Source organism: Amycolatopsis sp. NPDC004625, from assembly GCF_040609695.1.
GTDB lineage: Bacteria > Actinomycetota > Actinomycetes > Mycobacteriales > Pseudonocardiaceae > Amycolatopsis.
Genome location: NZ_JBEXKX010000063.1, coordinates 26,605 through 42,728 on the forward strand (window position 1 = coordinate 26,605; position 16,124 = coordinate 42,728).

The 16,124-nt window shown below is 68.0% G+C and carries 15 protein-coding genes and 1 pseudogene; 9 read left to right on the forward strand and 7 right to left on the reverse strand.

The features are described 5' to 3' along the window. Positions 1 to 214: 214 nt before the first annotated feature. On the reverse strand, positions 215 to 448 hold the full coding sequence (locus ABZW17_RS41285) for a hypothetical protein (RefSeq protein ID WP_354826790.1): 234 nt from the start codon (positions 446 to 448) through the stop codon (positions 215 to 217). A gap of 932 nt (positions 449 to 1,380) precedes the next feature. Continuing rightward, positions 1,381 to 2,538, reverse strand: a complete 1,158-nt coding sequence (locus ABZW17_RS41290; RefSeq protein ID WP_354826791.1) for a serine hydrolase domain-containing protein — start codon at positions 2,536 to 2,538, stop codon at positions 1,381 to 1,383. An 86-nt stretch (positions 2,539 to 2,624) separates the two neighbouring features. On the opposite strand from ABZW17_RS41290, the gene ABZW17_RS41295 reads away from it, so the two are divergent. The 7 genes from ABZW17_RS41295 (at position 2,625) to ABZW17_RS41325 (ending at position 10,324) form a co-directional block, all read left to right on the forward strand. Then, the gene (locus tag ABZW17_RS41295) at positions 2,625 to 3,281 is read left to right on the forward strand and encodes a response regulator transcription factor (protein ID WP_354826792.1); all 657 of its coding nucleotides are present in this window, start codon (positions 2,625 to 2,627) and stop codon (positions 3,279 to 3,281) included. Next, positions 3,278 to 4,387 carry an ATP-binding protein gene (locus tag ABZW17_RS41300; RefSeq protein ID WP_354826794.1) on the forward strand — a complete coding sequence of 370 codons (1,110 nt, stop codon included), beginning with the start codon at positions 3,278 to 3,280 and terminating at the stop codon, positions 4,385 to 4,387. The genes ABZW17_RS41295 and ABZW17_RS41300 overlap by 4 nt, the downstream gene beginning before the upstream one ends. A 130-nt stretch (positions 4,388 to 4,517) precedes the next feature. Next, positions 4,518 to 5,419, forward strand: a protein-coding gene (locus ABZW17_RS41305) for an IS5 family transposase (protein WP_354826795.1) whose coding sequence is annotated in 2 segments (ribosomal slippage) — positions 4,518 to 5,103 and positions 5,103 to 5,419 — 903 coding nt in all. Because the reading frame shifts where the segments join, the coding sequence is not laid out codon by codon here. Between the two features lie 271 nt (positions 5,420 to 5,690). Then, a complete protein-coding gene (locus ABZW17_RS41310; protein ID WP_354826796.1) occupies positions 5,691 to 6,434 on the forward strand; it encodes an SDR family oxidoreductase in 744 nt (247 codons plus the stop codon). A 511-nt stretch (positions 6,435 to 6,945) separates the two neighbouring features. Further along, entirely contained in the window at positions 6,946 to 8,520 is a 1,575-nt protein-coding gene (locus tag ABZW17_RS41315) for an alpha-L-rhamnosidase C-terminal domain-containing protein (protein WP_354826798.1), read from the forward strand. Between the two features lie 110 nt (positions 8,521 to 8,630). Further along, entirely contained in the window at positions 8,631 to 9,665 is a 1,035-nt protein-coding gene (locus ABZW17_RS41320; RefSeq protein ID WP_354826800.1) for a hypothetical protein, read from the forward strand. 11 nt (positions 9,666 to 9,676) lie between these two features. After that, positions 9,677 to 10,324: a hypothetical protein gene (locus tag ABZW17_RS41325; RefSeq protein ID WP_354826802.1), complete on the forward strand. Its 648-nt coding sequence runs from the start codon at positions 9,677 to 9,679 to the stop codon at positions 10,322 to 10,324. A 66-nt stretch (positions 10,325 to 10,390) separates the two neighbouring features. On the opposite strand, the gene ABZW17_RS41330 is transcribed toward ABZW17_RS41325, so the two are convergent. Both ABZW17_RS41330 and ABZW17_RS41335 read right to left on the reverse strand, forming a co-directional pair. After that, on the reverse strand, positions 10,391 to 10,885 hold the full coding sequence (locus ABZW17_RS41330) for an NUDIX domain-containing protein (RefSeq protein ID WP_354826804.1): 495 nt from the start codon (positions 10,883 to 10,885) through the stop codon (positions 10,391 to 10,393). 54 nt (positions 10,886 to 10,939) lie between these two features. Then, positions 10,940 to 11,245, reverse strand: coding sequence for a hypothetical protein (locus ABZW17_RS41335; RefSeq protein WP_354826806.1), 306 nt, complete (start codon positions 11,243 to 11,245; stop codon positions 10,940 to 10,942). A gap of 168 nt (positions 11,246 to 11,413) precedes the next feature. On the opposite strand from ABZW17_RS41335, the gene ABZW17_RS41340 reads away from it, so the two are divergent. Continuing rightward, positions 11,414 to 13,855, forward strand: a complete 2,442-nt coding sequence (locus ABZW17_RS41340; RefSeq protein WP_354826808.1) for a tetratricopeptide repeat protein — start codon at positions 11,414 to 11,416, stop codon at positions 13,853 to 13,855. A 470-nt stretch (positions 13,856 to 14,325) separates the two neighbouring features. Continuing rightward, positions 14,326 to 14,519: pseudogene (locus ABZW17_RS41345) on the forward strand (hypothetical protein); the annotation flags it as partial. Positions 14,520 to 14,648: 129 nt separating this feature from the next. Here the strand turns inward: ABZW17_RS41345 and ABZW17_RS41350 are convergent. The 3 genes from ABZW17_RS41350 to ABZW17_RS41360 all read right to left on the reverse strand — a co-directional run bounded on the left by ABZW17_RS41350 (position 14,649) and on the right by ABZW17_RS41360 (position 15,871). Continuing rightward, positions 14,649 to 14,807 (reverse strand): hypothetical protein, encoded by a 159-nt coding sequence (locus ABZW17_RS41350; protein WP_354826809.1) that lies wholly within the window; start codon positions 14,805 to 14,807, stop codon positions 14,649 to 14,651. 172 nt (positions 14,808 to 14,979) lie between these two features. Then, positions 14,980 to 15,453: a hypothetical protein gene (locus tag ABZW17_RS41355; protein WP_354826810.1), complete on the reverse strand. Its 474-nt coding sequence runs from the start codon at positions 15,451 to 15,453 to the stop codon at positions 14,980 to 14,982. Between the two features lie 85 nt (positions 15,454 to 15,538). After that, on the reverse strand, positions 15,539 to 15,871 hold the full coding sequence (locus tag ABZW17_RS41360) for a hypothetical protein (protein WP_354826812.1): 333 nt from the start codon (positions 15,869 to 15,871) through the stop codon (positions 15,539 to 15,541). Positions 15,872 to 16,124: the final 253 nt, after the last annotated feature.

Consider the following 16,124-nt stretch of genomic DNA (forward strand, 5'->3'; position numbering starts at 1 on the left):
GGACCGGGGCCACGGCGGCGTTGCGCCTGGGTCGCACTGCCGAGCAGCGAGCGGCCGCCGTGGTCCCGGGCGGCGCTACCGTGGGTCGCCGGACGCGCCCGACCGGTCGCCGGCCGCTGTGGTGGGCTGGGTGCCGGTGCGGCGAGCGGCGCGTGCGGCCTCGACACCGGCCTGCCAGCGGCTTCACCGAACGTGTGTCGTCCGGCTGAGTCGGTTAGGGAGTGGGGCACAAGTACCGGCGCACTACAGCCAGGATGCGTGTCGACTTCTCCGGTCCGAACCCCTCCGGGTGATCCGGCGAGATGAACCGCTGCTGCGCCAGACCAACGAGCTTGGCTTGATCGTCGGGCCACTGTGCCACGCTGGTGCACTGATCGCGTCCACGGCTGACGGCCTTGTCCGGCTTGCCGTGCACGATGTCCGGATCGATCACCTCAAGATCGGCCATGTGCGCCGCCGCTGTCGCCGCGGTCCGGCCAGCTCACGGGCCGGTGACTACCTCACAGAACGGTGACGGCAACCGTGACGGCAACGCACACAAACACCCAGGCCCTCGAGCGCATCGCGCTCTCACTCCCCGTAACGGCCCTCGCGATTCCCAGGCCGATGACCACTACTTGCGGGTGCCAGATAGGCGGCCTTCGCCAGATATCACCAGCTGTGGCCAGCAGTGCGCGGTCGTAGTACGTGCGGTAGCCCGATCCGGGTTCGCCGCCGTTGTAGTTGCGCACCATGCCTCGGCCGGAGAAGGCGTTGATCTGGTAGTCGGCGTTCGGCGTTCAGGCGGTGTGCGGTCAACGCGCCGAAACCGAGATCGGCGTTGGTGGTTCGGTTGACCTGGTCGCTCGTGCGGTCTCGCGTGTCGGACATGTCGTCGTAGTCAGCCGTGTACGAGTCGCCGATGAACTCGACCTGGCGGTGCCTGGCTACCGGGCGGCCCAGCAGAACACCGCCCTGGCCGACCACGAAGCCGCCGAACTCGCTTGTGGCCCATGGGTTTTCGGAACGTTCACCTGACTGACGGTGTGCATGCGGTTGGTGAGGCCCTTGACCCAGTAGGTGGTCTGGCCGGGAGTCACGAGGGTGTCGACGATCGTCCCGTCGATCTGTACGTCGTAGTCGGCCGCGGCGTCGTTGAGGACTGCTCCGCCGGCTGTGCATCAGAAGCGGCTTCGAAGTAGACGCCCGGCCAGCTGTACCGCAACACACCGCCGGCCTGCTCTGTGCAGCCGGCGGTGTGCACCGAAATCAGGACTGTCGTTTCGGTGGTCTGCGGTGGGAGCGGCGCTATCAGGAGGGCGGCAACAGCCGCGGTCACGCGTAAAGATTGCACGAGCGCTCTTTTCCGTGCCATGAAAGCTGGCATGGAACGCTCCAAAGTCACGCCATGATGAGGTCCCGCGCCTTTGCCGGGAACGGCGGCGGTGTTCTTCCGTCGCCGTAGTCGCGGTTGCTCAGGATCACCGACACCCAGTCGCGGTCCGGGTACAGCTGGAAGTCGGTCGACGTGCCGGGGGCGCCACCGGTGTGGCCCGTCACCCACTGGTTGTTGACCAGCATTGTCACGGGGCCGTAGCACTGGAAGCCGACGGGCGCCACGCCGCCGGACCCCGAGCCGGGCGGCGGGCCGAGTGGCAGCTTGCCGCCCAGTGTGATGGCCGTGAAGGCCGGGTTGAGCAGCTTCGAACCCTGCAGCGCACGGGCGAAACGTGCCATGTCGGCGCACGTTGAGAACGCGTCGCCGGCGGGAGTTCCGATGAACCCTCTTCGGTCGATGGCGTCGACGTACTCGCCGGAGGGCTCCACCGCATAGGGGTGGGCCATGCGGGGATCGGTGCGCCACTGTGGCGCGGTGTAGAAGTCCGTGCTGGTCATGCCGGCCGCGCGGAAGACGTGTTCACGAACGTAGTCGTAGTAGGACTTGTCGGACACCTTTGCCACGATCTCGCCGAGCATGTGGTAGCCGGCGTTGCTGTACCGGAACCCGACCCCTGGCGAGAACTCCAGGGAGGATCGTCGGATGTAATCGGTCCAGCCGTTCATCACCTGCTCGGCACTGGTCCAGGTAGCCGACTCCTCCTCGAACCCGGGCCAGGTGAAGGGATCGCCGAAGCCGGAGGTGTGGGTGAGGAGGTGGTGGACGGTCACGGTGTCGGCGATGCTGGCCGGGAAACCGCTGACATAGGTACCCAGCGTGGCCCGGTACGAGACCTTCCCGGCCTGTGCGAGTTGGGCGATGGCGGTCGCCGTGAAGAGCTTCGTCACCGAGGCCATCGCGAACAGGGTGTCCGGGCCGTTGAGAGCGGCGTCGTTGGCCCTGCCGTAGGACCGGGCCAGCGCCGGGCGTCCTCGGTGGACCAGCAGCAGGCTGCCGGAGAACCCCTGGTCCTTGAGGAACTGGTCGAACGCGCGCACGTCAGCGGGTGTCGCGGCGGCGCCGGAGGAGGCACCGGAGGCGGTGGCGGCGACGGCACCCGTGGCGAGCACCGCGCCGGAGGCGCCGATCATGCCGAGTACGGCTCGTCGTGTCGTGGTCATGGGAGAAGGTCTACCGATCATGAACGATCAGGGACCGATGGCCGGTCCATACGTGATCCATATGTCGCGGGCAGGACACTGGTCGGGTGCGGGTGCTGCTGGTCGAGGATGAGCTACCGCTGGCCAAGTACGTCGCGGCCGGCCTGCGTAAGCACGGGTTCGCCGTCGACGTCACATTCGACGGACGTACGGCGCTGGACAAGTGCGTGGTCACGCCCTACGACGTCGTCGTCCTGGACCGGGATCTGCCCGTGCTGCACGGGGACACGGTGTGCCGGGAGCTAGCCGAGCACGGCTCGGCGCGGATCCTGATGCTCACCGCGTCCGGCACCGTCGAGGACCGGGTCGAGGGACTCACCCTGGGCGCCGACGACTACCTCGGCAAGCCGTTCGCGTTCTCCGAGCTCGTCGCCAGGGTGCGGGCGCTGTCCCGGCGCAGTGCGCCCGCGACGCCACCGGTGCTGCGGGCCGGCGACGTGGTGCTCGACCCCGTACGGCGTACGGCGGAGCGCGCGGGCCGGTTCCTCCACCTGACGCCCAAGGAGTTCGGCGTGCTCGAGCAGTTGCTCGCCGCGGGTGGCGCGGTGGTCAGCGCGGAGACGTTGCTAGACAAGGTGTGGGACGAGCACGCCGACCCGTTCACCAACGCGGTCCGGATCGCCGTCGGCACACTACGGCGCAAGCTCGGCGACCCGCCGCTCATCGAGACGGTGCCAAGCGCAGGCTACCGGATCGTCACATGACCGCCCGCGGTCGGCTAACGGTCCTGTACACCGCGCTGGTTCTCGCCGCCGGCAGCCTCCTGACCGGCCTCACCTACCTGCTGATGCGCCGGAACGCCGGCCACCGGATATCCGTCATCACCCTCACCCCGTCACCGGCGCCCGGTGAGCTGCCGCCCATGCCGCCAGGAGCCGTCAAGGAGGTGACCTTCGCCGATTTCGTCACCCAGGCCGCGATCGCGCTCGCGGTGGTGACCGTGCTCGCCACGGTCCTAGGGTGGCTGGTGGCCGGGCGGGTGCTGCGGCCCATCCGCACGATCTCCGCCACCGCGCGACGCCTCTCGGCGGAGAACCTGTCCGAGCGGGTGCCGGTCACCACGCCCACCGACGAGCTCGCCGCGCTGGCCAGCACCATCAACGGGATGCTGGACCGCATCCAGGAGGGCGTCACCGAACGCGACCGGGTGCTCGCGAGCCAGCGAATGTTCACCGCCAACGCCGCCCACGAGCTGCGCACCCCGCTGACCACAATGCGCACCGCCATAGACGTCACCCTCGACAGCCAACCCGGTACCGAGGAACTGCTGGCCATGACCGGCGACGTCCGGACCGCGGTTGAGCAGAGCCAGCGCACGCTCGACGGGCTCCTGGCGCTGGCCCGCAGCCAGACGGGCACAGGTCATCGGCACCGCGTGGACCTCGCCGATCTCATGGAGAGCAGCCTCGATGGCGGCACCCTCACCGTGCGGGCCGACCTGCTGCCGGCGCCGGTCCGTGGTGAACCGGTTCTGCTGGAACGCATGTGCGGCAACCTGGTTGACAACGCCGTCCGCCACAACCATGCCGGCGGCCACATCGAGATCGCCACAGGCGTCGCGGGCGGGCGGGCGTTCCTCCGTATCGGGAACAGCGGCGCGCGGATCGCGGCGGAGACCGTCGACCAGCTGCGGGAGCCGTTCGTCCGCGGCGACGGCGCACGGATCCACACCGACCGGGGCACCGGTCTCGGCCTGTCCATCGTGGACGCCGTGGTCGCCGCTCACCGGGGCGAGATGGTCATCGCCGCCCGGCCCGCCGGCGGGCTGGACATCACCGTCCACCTGCCCGCTGAGGCGCAGGTCACCTAGAGCCTGTTTCGATGTGCTGACCAGCGGAGCTTCTGGCCGGCGTGGTGGGTGCGGCGTGTCTTGGATCGAATAGACGAGGTCTCCGGTAGACCGATCAACGACCAAGCTGATCAAGAACACCGGAGACCTCGTGCCCAGCCTAGCGGCGACAGGGCGAGCCGACCTGACCGACGCGCAGTGGGCGATCCTGGAACCACTGCTGCCCGTCGGCAAGAAGCCCGGCCGCTCACCCTTGTGGAGTAAACGCCAGCTCCTGGACGGCATCCGCTGGCGGGTCCGTGTCGGTTCGCCGTGGCGTGACGTCCCACCCACCTACGGCTGCTGGCAAACCGTCTACGGCCTGTTCCGGCGCTGGCAGCGCACCGGTGTATGGGCACTGATCCTGGCCCGGCTGCAGACCCGGGCCGACGCCGCCGGACTGATCACCTGGGAGGTGAGCGTGGATTCCACGATCAACCGGGCGCACCAGCACGCCGCGGGCGCCCGCATCGAGGGTGGGCTGCAGAAAGAACCGCCCGGCGGTATCGGCGAGCCCGAACCGGCCGATCACGCGCTGGGCCGGTCGCGGGGAGGCTTCACGACCACGCTGCACCTGGCCACCGAGCAAGGCCAGAAACCATTGTCGTTGTTGGTGACCGCCGGTCAACGCGGTGATTCACCGCAGTTCGAGGCGGTGCTGGCCCGGGTCCGGGTCGCCCGGGTTGGTGGTGGGCGAGCCGGAGCAGGCCGGATCGTGTTCTGGCGGACAAGGCCTACAGTTCCCGCGCCAACCGGGCCTATCTGCGGCGGCGCGGGATCGCGTGCACCATTCCCCAGCCTGCTGATCAGGTCCGGCATCGCCGCAACCGCGGCCATGCTGGTGGCCGGCCACCAGCGTTCGACCCAGAGATCTACAAGCAACGTCACGCGGTCGAGTGCGGCATCAACCGGCTCAAACGCAACCGAGGTGTGGCTACACGGTTCGACAAACTCGCGGTTCACTACGAGGCAACCGTGCACATCGCGGCGATCAACGAGTGGCTACGACATTGAAACAGGCTCTAGGCGCCCTGCGGGCGCTTCCCGGTGGCCTGCCGGCCTACGTCCGTGCCGTCGTTGGCCTCACCTTGGCAGTCGTCATGGTCGCGCTCACCACGATCCGCGCGTTCGGCGCGCACGCGCTCACCGACACCACCACCGACTGGCCGGGTCCCCGGAACCCAGTCCTCGGCGGGGAGGTGGCGGGTTCCCAGCCCCACTCTCATCGGCATGTGATGTCGTTCACATGTGGTCACAGCCGAGTGGAGAGCGGTGTCTGGTGGTCATGACGAACCAAGAGAAGACCTCGGTGTTGATCACCGGAGGCAACAAGGGACTCGGTTTTGAATCGGCTCGGCGGCTCGGTGAGCTGGGCTGGACGATCTTCCTCGGCTCACGAGACGAAGGCCGGGGTCAGGCGGCTGTCGACAAGCTGGCTGCCGGTGGTGCGAACGTGGTCATGGTTCCGCTCGACGTGACCTCGGACGAGTCGGTGGCCGGCGCCGTGCATCTCGTGCGACAGCACACCGACCGGCTGGACGCGTTGATCAACAACGCCGGCGCGCCGGGAAACGCTGTCCCGCCCGCGGACGCGACGGCCGAGGAGATCCGTTCGGTCTACGACACCAACGTGTATGGGCCGGTCCGGGTCACGCACGCGTTCCTTCCCCTGCTGGCTGCGGCGGACCATGCACGGGTGGTGATGGTGTCCAGCGCCGGCGGTTCTTTCACGGTCATGGCCGATCCGACGCAGGCCGTCTCGAAAATGCACGAGCTCGCCTACAGCTCGTCGAAAGCGGCGCTGAACATGATCACCGTCCGGTACGCCCAGGCGCTCCCGAACATCAAGTTCAACGCCATCACCCCCGGCGAGGTCGTCAACCGCAAGTACACCGCCACCGACATGAACAACCACACCGGCCAGTTGACGGTCACCGAGGGCACCGACCCGATCATTGAGCTCGCGACCCTCGGCGCCGACGGGCCGACCGGGATCTTCGTCGATCGCCTCGGCCCCGTTGGTTGGTGACCGCAAACCGTAGAAAGAGAAGTTTGACGATTTGTCGGCCGCCTGCGGCGATGCGATGACTGGTTCCCCGGTCGACCGCACGATCCGGGGTGCTGTCACAGAACCGCTGAAGGGAGACACGGCCACCGTCGGGCGTGGCGAAGTCGGGGACTGACTATTCGCCACCCGCCTCGCGGTGGGTTTGAGCGCGATCAGGTCGTGAGGTTGTCGACGACGACTTCGGCGATTTTCTGCGTGGCGCCGCAGGGGGCGTGTTGCCAGGGCCGGTCTCGGGTGTGTCGTAGGTAGCTGCGGTGATGTAGTCGAGGGTGGATGGTGTCGACGGCGACGGGTTCCCGCTGGTTTCTGCGGCGTCCAGGACTGCGGCCAGGCCGGCCAGGCTTGCGTCGAGAGTGGACACGGGAGTGATCGCACGCCCAGTGGTTCTCCGTCGTCGGTGGCGCCGAGTTCGTCCTCGTCGCCGCCTTTCCCGCGAACGATGTGCTGGCGGTGTACACAGATTCTGCTCTCGATGCGATGTTGCTCGCGTACCACGAAGCGCTTCGGGCCGAGAGTCGGATCCCACGATGAGCGCCGAGGTCGAAGCTGCTCGGCTCGTCCTCGCGAGCCTGGGTGTCACTCCCGAGCAACTGCTTGCGGTGGGCCGCCACAGTGGTCCTTTGCCGACCATCGGCGACTATATTTCGCAGGCGACCTCAACGCGTTCGCGCCGACCGCGGTCCGCCTCTACGACGTCGCCGATTTCCTGCGCTCGTGGCTCGACGACCTGGCCGCCGAACAGCGTGATTGCGGATTCGTGCCGTACGTGATCCCCGACGTGCAGCACACCTACAAAGCGCCCACGGCCCTGTGGAGCGACGTCGCGGTCAGCCTCCCCTGGACCCTCTACTGGGAGTACGGGGACGTCGGGATCCTGCGGCGCTGCTACGAATCCATGGCCGCCTTCACCCGGAGCGTCGAGGCGCTTCTCGACGACCGTGGCCTGTGGAGTGCCGGCTTCCAGTTCGGGGACTGGCTCGATCCCGCTGCGCCGCCGAACGACCCGAAGCGCGGGAAGACCGATCCCCACCTGGTCGCCACCGCGTACCTCGCCAAGGTCGCCGGGGAAATGGCGGCCACCGCGTCCACCCTGGAGCGCCGGGAAGACGCGCGGCACTTCACCGCACTCGCCGAGCGCGTTCGCGCCGCCTTCCGCGCCGAGTACGTGACCCCGAACGGCCGGATCACGAACGAGAGCGCGACCGCGTACGCACTCGCGATCCAGTTCGAGCTTCTCGACGCTGACCAGCTGAGGACCGCGGGGCAGCGGCTGGCGGACATCGTCCGCCGGGACCGGTTCCGGATCTCGACCGGTTTCGCCGGCACGCCGCACGTCGCTCCGGCACTGACCCGCACCGGCCACACGGACGTGGCGTACGCACTACTGCTACAACAGGAGGCGCCCTCGTTCCTGTATCCCGTCACCGGCGGCGCGACGACGATCTGGGAGCGCTGGGACAGGATCCTACCCGACGGCACCGTCAACCCCTCCGGAATGACGTCCCTCAACCACTACGCCCTCGGCTCCGTCGCGCACTGGCTGCACACCGTCGTCGCGGGCATCGAGCCGACGAGCCCCGGCTACCGCATCGTACGACTGGCACCCCAGCCTGGCGGTGACCTCACGTTCGCGAGAGCGGCACACGAGCCCCCTCGTGGCCGCATCGCGGTCGAATGGCAGCGCAAGGACGAAACGATGACGCTCAGGGTGGTCGTGCCGCCCGGGACGACCGCGACCGTCGAACTCCCGCTGCACCCGGCCGACGACTCGCACCGGGTGGGTCCGGGGGAGCACAGCTGGACCTACGCGGCATCGCGGCGGACGGACGAACTCACCCTCGACACCCCGGTCGAAGCCCTCGCCGGCGATGCTGCGGACTGGGGCAGGATCATCGCCATCCTGCAGCGCCACCTGCCTGATGTTCCTCTCGACGCCGTGGTGGAGAGCCACGGAGCCATGCCGCTGTCGGCAGTGCTGGACATCTTCTCCGCGCTGCCGACGGACGCCCGCGGGGAACTCGTTGCCGCGATAGCGGCTTCGCGTTGATTGTCCGAGCCTGGCTGCCCGAAGGCGGCGTTCAACGAAGGTGACAAGCCGATCTCGGTCGGCGACGGTGGCACTTCGTCCGGCAAGTTGCTCTGGCGATGTGGCCGGACGTGATCGCCCGAATCAACCGCGGAGAACTGGCCGAGAGACTGAGCTGCTCAGCGCCCACGGTCTCAGGACAGCTGACGAACTCGCGCGACTGGAAGGCTTCCGACAGCCGACTGGCCTGGGCTTTGAAGATCATCGAAGTCTGCGGAGGGGCGGCGAGCGACGTCAAAGCGTGGAAGGAATACCACTACCGGGTCAAGGACTACGAGTCGGGAGGCGTACGGGGCGAGCTGCCGACGCCTCCACCTCCTGCGGGCACGCCGGGAAAACCTCCACGGCCCCGTAGAAAAGTCCTGGTCTACCTTGCGGTCGGTACTGTCGTGATCCTCATCGCAGCCGGCGTGACCTGGTTTGCCGTGTCGGCCTCCGGGGGTCCCTTGGTCAGGATCGATGTCCAGTCCGATCCGGACGAACTGGTATCCACTCCCCCTTTGCGCGACGCCATGGGCAACTACGCCACAGCCCTGCCCATCACCCAGGTGCCACCGCCTCCGGGAGGGCAGGACACCTGCACGAACCGGCACCACTGGGCACACGATGCCCCCATCAACGGCTTGGACGCCGGCACGTCGGTGGCCAAGGTGGACATCACGGCGCTCGCGTCGGATGTGAAGGTCGATCGCGCGAGGTTGGACCAGGTCCTGGTCGCCGGCGGCGCGTCGAAGCTGAACCTGCTCGCGTGTCCGGGGCGTGGCGGGCCGGTGCCGCCCCACCTGCTGAATCTCGACCTTGATGCGGGGTCCCCGGCCTTTTTCCCCAACGGCGGTAACGTGGCGGCGACCATGGACCTGCGGATAGCGAAAGGCACGACCGAATCGCTCATCGTCGTCGGAAGCATCCTGAAGTCTCATTCGCGTTGGCGCCTCGAACTCGGCGGGGACGACGGCGAGAGGAGTTTCGAGTACACGGTCGGCCCGGACGGGGCGGCGGAAGGACGGGCGTCGGCCAACCCAAGCCAGCGCCCGTTCGACACCATCGGTGAGCTGATCACGGAGCCGTACCGGTTTTTGGACGGCGCGTGGCGACCCGGAAGATGAGGTGAACGAAGATGTCCTCCGCGACCTCGCGACTTCGCCGCTCCACCCGTTCGATCAGCACGGTGGTTCCCTGGTTGCTGGTTCTTGCCGGGTGCCGCGCGAGCCCGCCGGACGGCGGCGGGATCCCCAAACTGACCGTGCCGCCGACCGCGTCCGTCGCGAGTTCGGAAGCCACCCCGTCCGGCATCACCCCGCCGACCCTGCCGACGGCGCCGTCCTGCAATCTGTTGACGGTGGAGGAAGTGCGGGCCGCTTTGGGGGGCGGGCAGGTGCAGGCGCCGTTCGGCAATCTCTTCCGGGCGACCAACGGGTTCGCCGGAACGACCGTGGACGTCGACATGTGCACCTGGCAGCAGAATGCAGGTCCGGATCCCGGCCGGTCGGTCCAGGCCGAGGTGCACACCGCCGCCTCGAACTCGGCGGCGCTTGAGGAGTACCAGGCTGCCTTTCGGCAGCTCAACGAGCACTCGACGCCCGGCGTCCTGGTGCCGGTGAGTGCGATCGGCGAGCGGGCGGGTCGGCTGCCGGAGTGGTTGGTGGCGATGAAAGGCCCGTCGGTCTTCGCCGTCACCGTGACACCGACGGCGGACGGCAAGGCACCGGCGTCAGCTGTAATCGAGAATTTGGCACGCCAGGCCACCGCTAGGCTCGGTTGGTAACCCGGCGCCTGCTGGAGCCGCCGGGTGAGGGTTCGGTGCGCCGCACCCACGCCGGCGCGGTCGACATCACGCGGTGAGGGCCACGGGAGCGAGCGGGAAGCGATCGTCGAGGAGTGCCCCCAGGAGGTCGGGCAACTCCGCAGGCAGGAGCTTGTCGCGGCAGGCCGAGACCGCGGCGGCCGACCACCAGCGACGCTCGATCAGACCGACGCGTTCGTTGGCGGTATGGCGGAGCGCGACCTGCGGTGCGTCCCGGTCGGTGCGGGCGAGGTAGACGTGGTCGAGGCGGTGATGCTCGCGGCCGCGGTAAGTGAAGCGGCTTTCGCGGGTCCAGAGCTTGCGGCCGATCTCGTCGACGACGAGGCCGGTTTCCTCGGCGATCTCCCGGCGGGCGGTATCCTCGAGCTCCTCGCCCGGGTCCCGGCCGCCGCCGGGGAGCTCCCACCAGTGGTGGTCAGGATCGTCGGGGTCGCGGGCGTGGATGAGCAGCACTTCGTCGTCGCGGTTGAGGAGCAGGACGCGGGCGCCGACTCGCAGGGCCAGTTCGCTGGCGGCGGTCATCCGGTGGGTCCTCGTACTCGGCGGCTGATATGGCGGCCGGCACGAGCACCCTGGCTAGAACAGTGTTGCCTCGCGGTCCGCGGCCGGGTCGGACGTTATCAGCGGCGCGAGCGCGGTCAGCGTCAGCTGGACGGCGAGTCCCGAATGGTCCGTGAGGGCGGGGTTCCCGGCTCGAGTGTTGTGGACGTAGGCGCAGCTGGCGAGCCGGGGGAGAAGTGGGGTGGAGGCGTGGGCGTGGTCGTAGCGGTAGCCGAGTTCGGCGCGGCGGGTCCAGCTGTGTTCGACGGCGGTCGGGTGCAGGGCGCGGAAGAGGTCGGTGAGGCCGTGCCGTTGGGGTGAGTGCGGTGTAGAAGGCGCCAAGACGCGCGCTCATGCCAAGAATCTGACGATTCTCGGGGTGGTTGACGTTAAGTCAAGAATCGTGATCTTTGGCAGGCTGTCATCGGTTCGCGTAGTCGATATTCCGCCATCTAGGGCAGCATTTCGGTTCGCGCGCTCTATGGCGGGCCAGGTTGGGATACTAGATCGATGAGTGACCTCCCCAACGTGCCTCCGGAGGACGGCCCGGTTAACCACGTGGCCGGAGAGGTGTCCGGGAGTCTGGTTCAAGCTGGTGTCATCAAAGGCGACGTGCACGTTCACCAGCAGGGCCGCAAGGCGGTGTCGCTGCCGTATCGGGCTGGGATCCCACCTCAGCAGGCAGCTGCCTTTCAAAGTCGGACTGAGACGGCACGCCGGCTGGAGCATGCCTTGAAGCGCGGGAACGCTGCAGTGCTTACCGGCCAGCCGCCTGTGCACACGGGTGTGGTGTCCGGTTTGGGCGGAATTGGAAAGACGCAGGTCGCGCTGGATTACGCCCAGCGACTCTGGGCCGCCGAGGAGGTTGATCTGTGGGTGTGGGTGACGGCAAGCTCGCGGGAGGGGATCGTATCCAACTTTGCCCGGGTGGCCGCCGACCTGACCGGTATCGAGGACACCGACCCCGAACAGGGGGCGCGGCGGTTGCTGGAATGGCTGGGCGCAAGTTCAGCGCGGTGGCTGTTGGTGCTTGATGACGTGCAGAATCCGGCCGATCTGCGCGGCCTGTGGCCGCCGGCTGCTCCTGCTGGGCGGGTGGTGGTGACTACTCGGCGCCGTGACGCTGCGCTACGCGGACACGGTCGTTGCCTGATCGAGGTCGACGTATTCACCCCAGGGGAAGCCGAGGCGTACCTAAGTGCCGCGCTGGCAGGCCAGCCGCACCTGGCTGAGGGGGCGGCCGAACTGGCGACTGAGCTGGGGTGCCTGCCGTTGGCGTTGGCGCAGTCCGCTGCGTACATGCTCGACCGGGGCCTGTGCTGCACCGACTACCTAGCACGATGGACCAGCCGCCGACGGAGCTTGTCGTCGCTGCTACCAGAGCCCGACGAGCTGCCTGACGAGCATCGCGCGACCGTGGCCACGACATGGTCGTTGTCGGTCGAGCAGGCCAACCGGTTGCAACCGGCCGGGACCGCGGGGGCGTTGCTGGAGGTGGCCAGCGTCCTAGACCCCAACGGCATCCCCGCCGCAGTGTTCACCACCCCGGCAGTCACCGGCCTGCTCGCTCGCCACACCGGACGAGAGGTCGATGTCGAAAATGCCCGTGATGGGCTGGGATGCCTGCACCGGTTGAACCTGATCACTCTGGATCCGCGTTCGGATACTCGGACGGTACGGGTACACGCGCTGGTACAGCGCGCCACCCGCGACCCCCTGCCCGGTCCACGGCTCGCGGAGCTGACGAACGCGGTGGGAGAAGCACTGCTGGGCATCTGGCCACACCCAGAACGCGACACCACGCTGGGACAGGTGCTGCGCGCCAACACCGAGGCGCTGGCGGAGGCCGCCGGAGACCACATGTGGAAGCCCAGCGGGCATGCCGTGTTGTTCCAAATGGGGAACAGCCTCGGGAACAAAGGGTTGGTTGCCGAGGCTAGAAACTATTTTCACCAGCTCCACGCTATCGCGACGGAGCAGCTGGGTTCGGACCATCCCGACACCCTGATTGCGCGCGGCAACCTCGCCCGTTGGCAGGGCGAGGCGGGCGACCCGGCCGGCGCAGCCGCCGCCTTCGAAAGGCTACTTACCGACACTGTACGAGTGCTCGGCCCTGACCACCCTCATACCTTGACCGCCCGCAGCGACCTCGCGCACTGGCGAGGCAGGGCCGGCGACCCAGCCGGTGCAGCTTCGGCTTGCGAAAGGCTTCTTACCGACAGTGTACGAGTGCTCGGCCCTGACCACCCTCATACCCTGACCGCCCGCAGCGACCTCGCGCACTGGCGAGGCAGGGCTGGTGACATGGCTGGCGCAGCCTCAGCCTGCGAGAAGTTGCTCACCGACAGCATGCGAGTGCTCAGCCCGGACCATCCCGACACCTTGACCGCGCGCAACAACCTCGCGCACTGGCGAGGCAGGGCCGGTGACCCGGCCGGCGCAGCCGCCGCCTTCGAAAGGCTACTCACCGACAGCGTGCGGGTGCTCGGCCCCGACCACCCTCATACCTTGACCGCCCGCAGCAATCTCGCCCGTTGGCGAGGTGAGGCGGGTGACCCGGCTGGTGCAGCCTCAGCCTGCGAAGAGTTGCTCACCGACCGCACGCGGGTGCTCGGCCCCGACCATCCCCACACCCTGACCGCCCGCAGCAACCTCGCCCACTGGCGAGGTAAAGCAGGTGACCCGGCAGGCGCAGCCGCCGCCTACGAAGAGTTGGTCACCGACAGCGTGCGGGTGCTCGGCCCCGACCACCCTCATACCCTGACCGCTCGCAGCAACCTCGCCCGTTGGCGAGGTCAGGCGGGTGACCCGGCAGGCGCAGCCGCCGCCTACGGAAAGTTGCTCACCGACAGCATGCGGGTGCTCGGTCCAGATCATCCCGACACCTTGACCGTCCGCAGCAACCTCGCCCGTTGGCGAGATCAATGCAACAGAGACCCCCGGTCTCGATAGCTCAGTTGCTTGCTCGTCGGCCACCGCTTGGTGTCCTCCTTCGTGATCTTCAGCTAGCAGCTGTCCAGGAAGGGACCACCCCGTCGCACACTCTGGATCACCATCCGGACGCGAAGACAACGATGGGACGTCGCCGGTAGTGTGCCCGTCGGCATGTGAGCGCGTACCAGGCGGATCGTCCTCGGCTGCAGCGCGGAAGTGGAACAGGTTATCGCGCGAGTGGCTGGCGAACACTGTGTTCCTGAACGACCGACAATTGGCATCAGCACGCGTTGGTCTTTGGGCTGTCTGGGTGATACGCGGCGGGTGGAGCAGGTCCCACCATGGGAGCTTCGCGGCCGAAGCTGAGGCGGCCATCTCAGTCGAATCGCCCGGATGGCAAAGTCCGCGATCTGCTAATCCGCCTTGAAGGTCATCGGCAATTGAGCGCGACCTGCGGGGACGAGAGCGAGCCGGAAACCAAGTTCAACTTCGCCGGTGCGTTGCTGGTCGGCGGTTCGAAGACGGTGATCGCGCCGACGAGCCGAGTCGGTGACTTCGCATCGGCAGCGATGGACGACTACCACCATGCCATCGCAGGCCGCGAAAGCCCCGCATCGGCGTTGGCCGGCACCGTCGCCGTCGATCCGTTTCTGCGCCCTTCATCTGCCTCGGCGCAGGCTGACCGGTAGACGGCGAACATCGTCGGACGCGGAGGGTCGGCGGCCCCAGGCCATGCGTGGCCGGCGTCCATGAGGTGCTGCCAGATGATCGCCTTGGTCGACGACTTCGACGCCGAGCTTATCGGCCTTGGTCAGCGTCGCGGCGGTCTTCTCGCAGAGCCGCCGAAGTGCGGGGCGGGGACGTTCTCGCTGGAGCGAGAGTCGCTGATCCCGCCGGTGATCACCACCACCGTCTTGCTGACCCGCGGCGCGCCCGCGGCGACGACCCGGGGCAGGGCCTCCTCGCGCACGTTGGGAAAGTTCACCGAGAAGCGACTCGACGACCGGCACACGGGATTCTGCTCGGCGGTCCGGTTCGGTCCTTGGCTACCGAACCGGAAGTTCTCGGACTCCTGTGCGGCGGCGTTGCGCCCTCGGCCGCGGAGGAATTCCGCGGCCGAGGGCGCGCACTGGCCCGGTGGATCACCACCAACCGAGGCAGTCCATGTTGCCGTCGGTCCCGGTGATCGACGCGCAGGTGCGGAAGCGTCGGCCCGGTGCCGCACTCGTCGGGTAGGCGGCTGTCGTGAGAGTGCCGCTCAGGTACCTGCTGAACGGGCCGCATTGGATCCAGGTCGCGCCGCCGTCGTTGCTGACGTCCATCCACACCCGGGCGATGGTGTACTCGCCCATGTGGCTGGTGAGGTAGCCCCAGCCCATCTGGGGGCCGCCTACCGTGCCGGTTTCCTGATAGTAGGCGGCGCTCTCACCGAAGGCGTTGGAAACAGACCCCGCGCCGACCGCCGTCCCGGTGAGGGTGTCCGGGATGTCGGTGAAGCCGTTGGCGCCGCCGCTGCAGTCGGCGCTGGTGGCGCTCGCCGTGCCGACCGGGCCGGCCACGAGGATGCCCGCGGCCACCATGAGGGCGGCCGCGCCGAGGCCGGCGATTCTCCGCATTCCGCGCATGGCGAAAGTTCTCGCTTTCGTGTCAGGGTTCTCCGCTGCCGGAGGCCGAGGATTCCGGGGTTTCGGACCCGGTCGGTCAGTACCAGCTGGTCTGGCCCACGACGCTGGGATTCCCTACTCCGGTGGTGCACACGACCGAGCCGCGGGCGAGGCGGCCGTTGAGGTCGTTGGCGATCCGCGTTTCGCCGTCTCCGGCGGACATGGCTTCGACTTCGTTGACCCAGGTGTTGCCGCCGTCGTCGGACCGGTCGATGTAGGCCGCGCAGCGCGGCGAGCCGGTTCCTCCGGGCGAGGTGAGGTCCTTGGTCTCGGCGATGGCGCCACACGCGTCGTCGTAGAGCAGGTTCACGTGCATCGAGTGCCAGAGACCGTCGACGCCGACGAACAGCCCGCCGCCCTGGGCGACCACGAAGAAGCTCCCGTGCGGGCACGAGCCGCTTGAGGGGAAGTCACCTTCATTGGCGTACGAGCCATACGGTGCGCTGGACAGCGGCTGGGCCTGCGCGGGTAGCGCGCAGAGGGACAGTGTGGTGGGGGGGGCGCGCCCCCCCCCCCCCCAAAAAAAAAAAAAAAAGAAAACGGGATATGTAGTGTTTTAAATGGGCCGGGCCCACCCGATATAAGACAACCACAAAAAAAACCCCACCAACCACGAAAAAAAC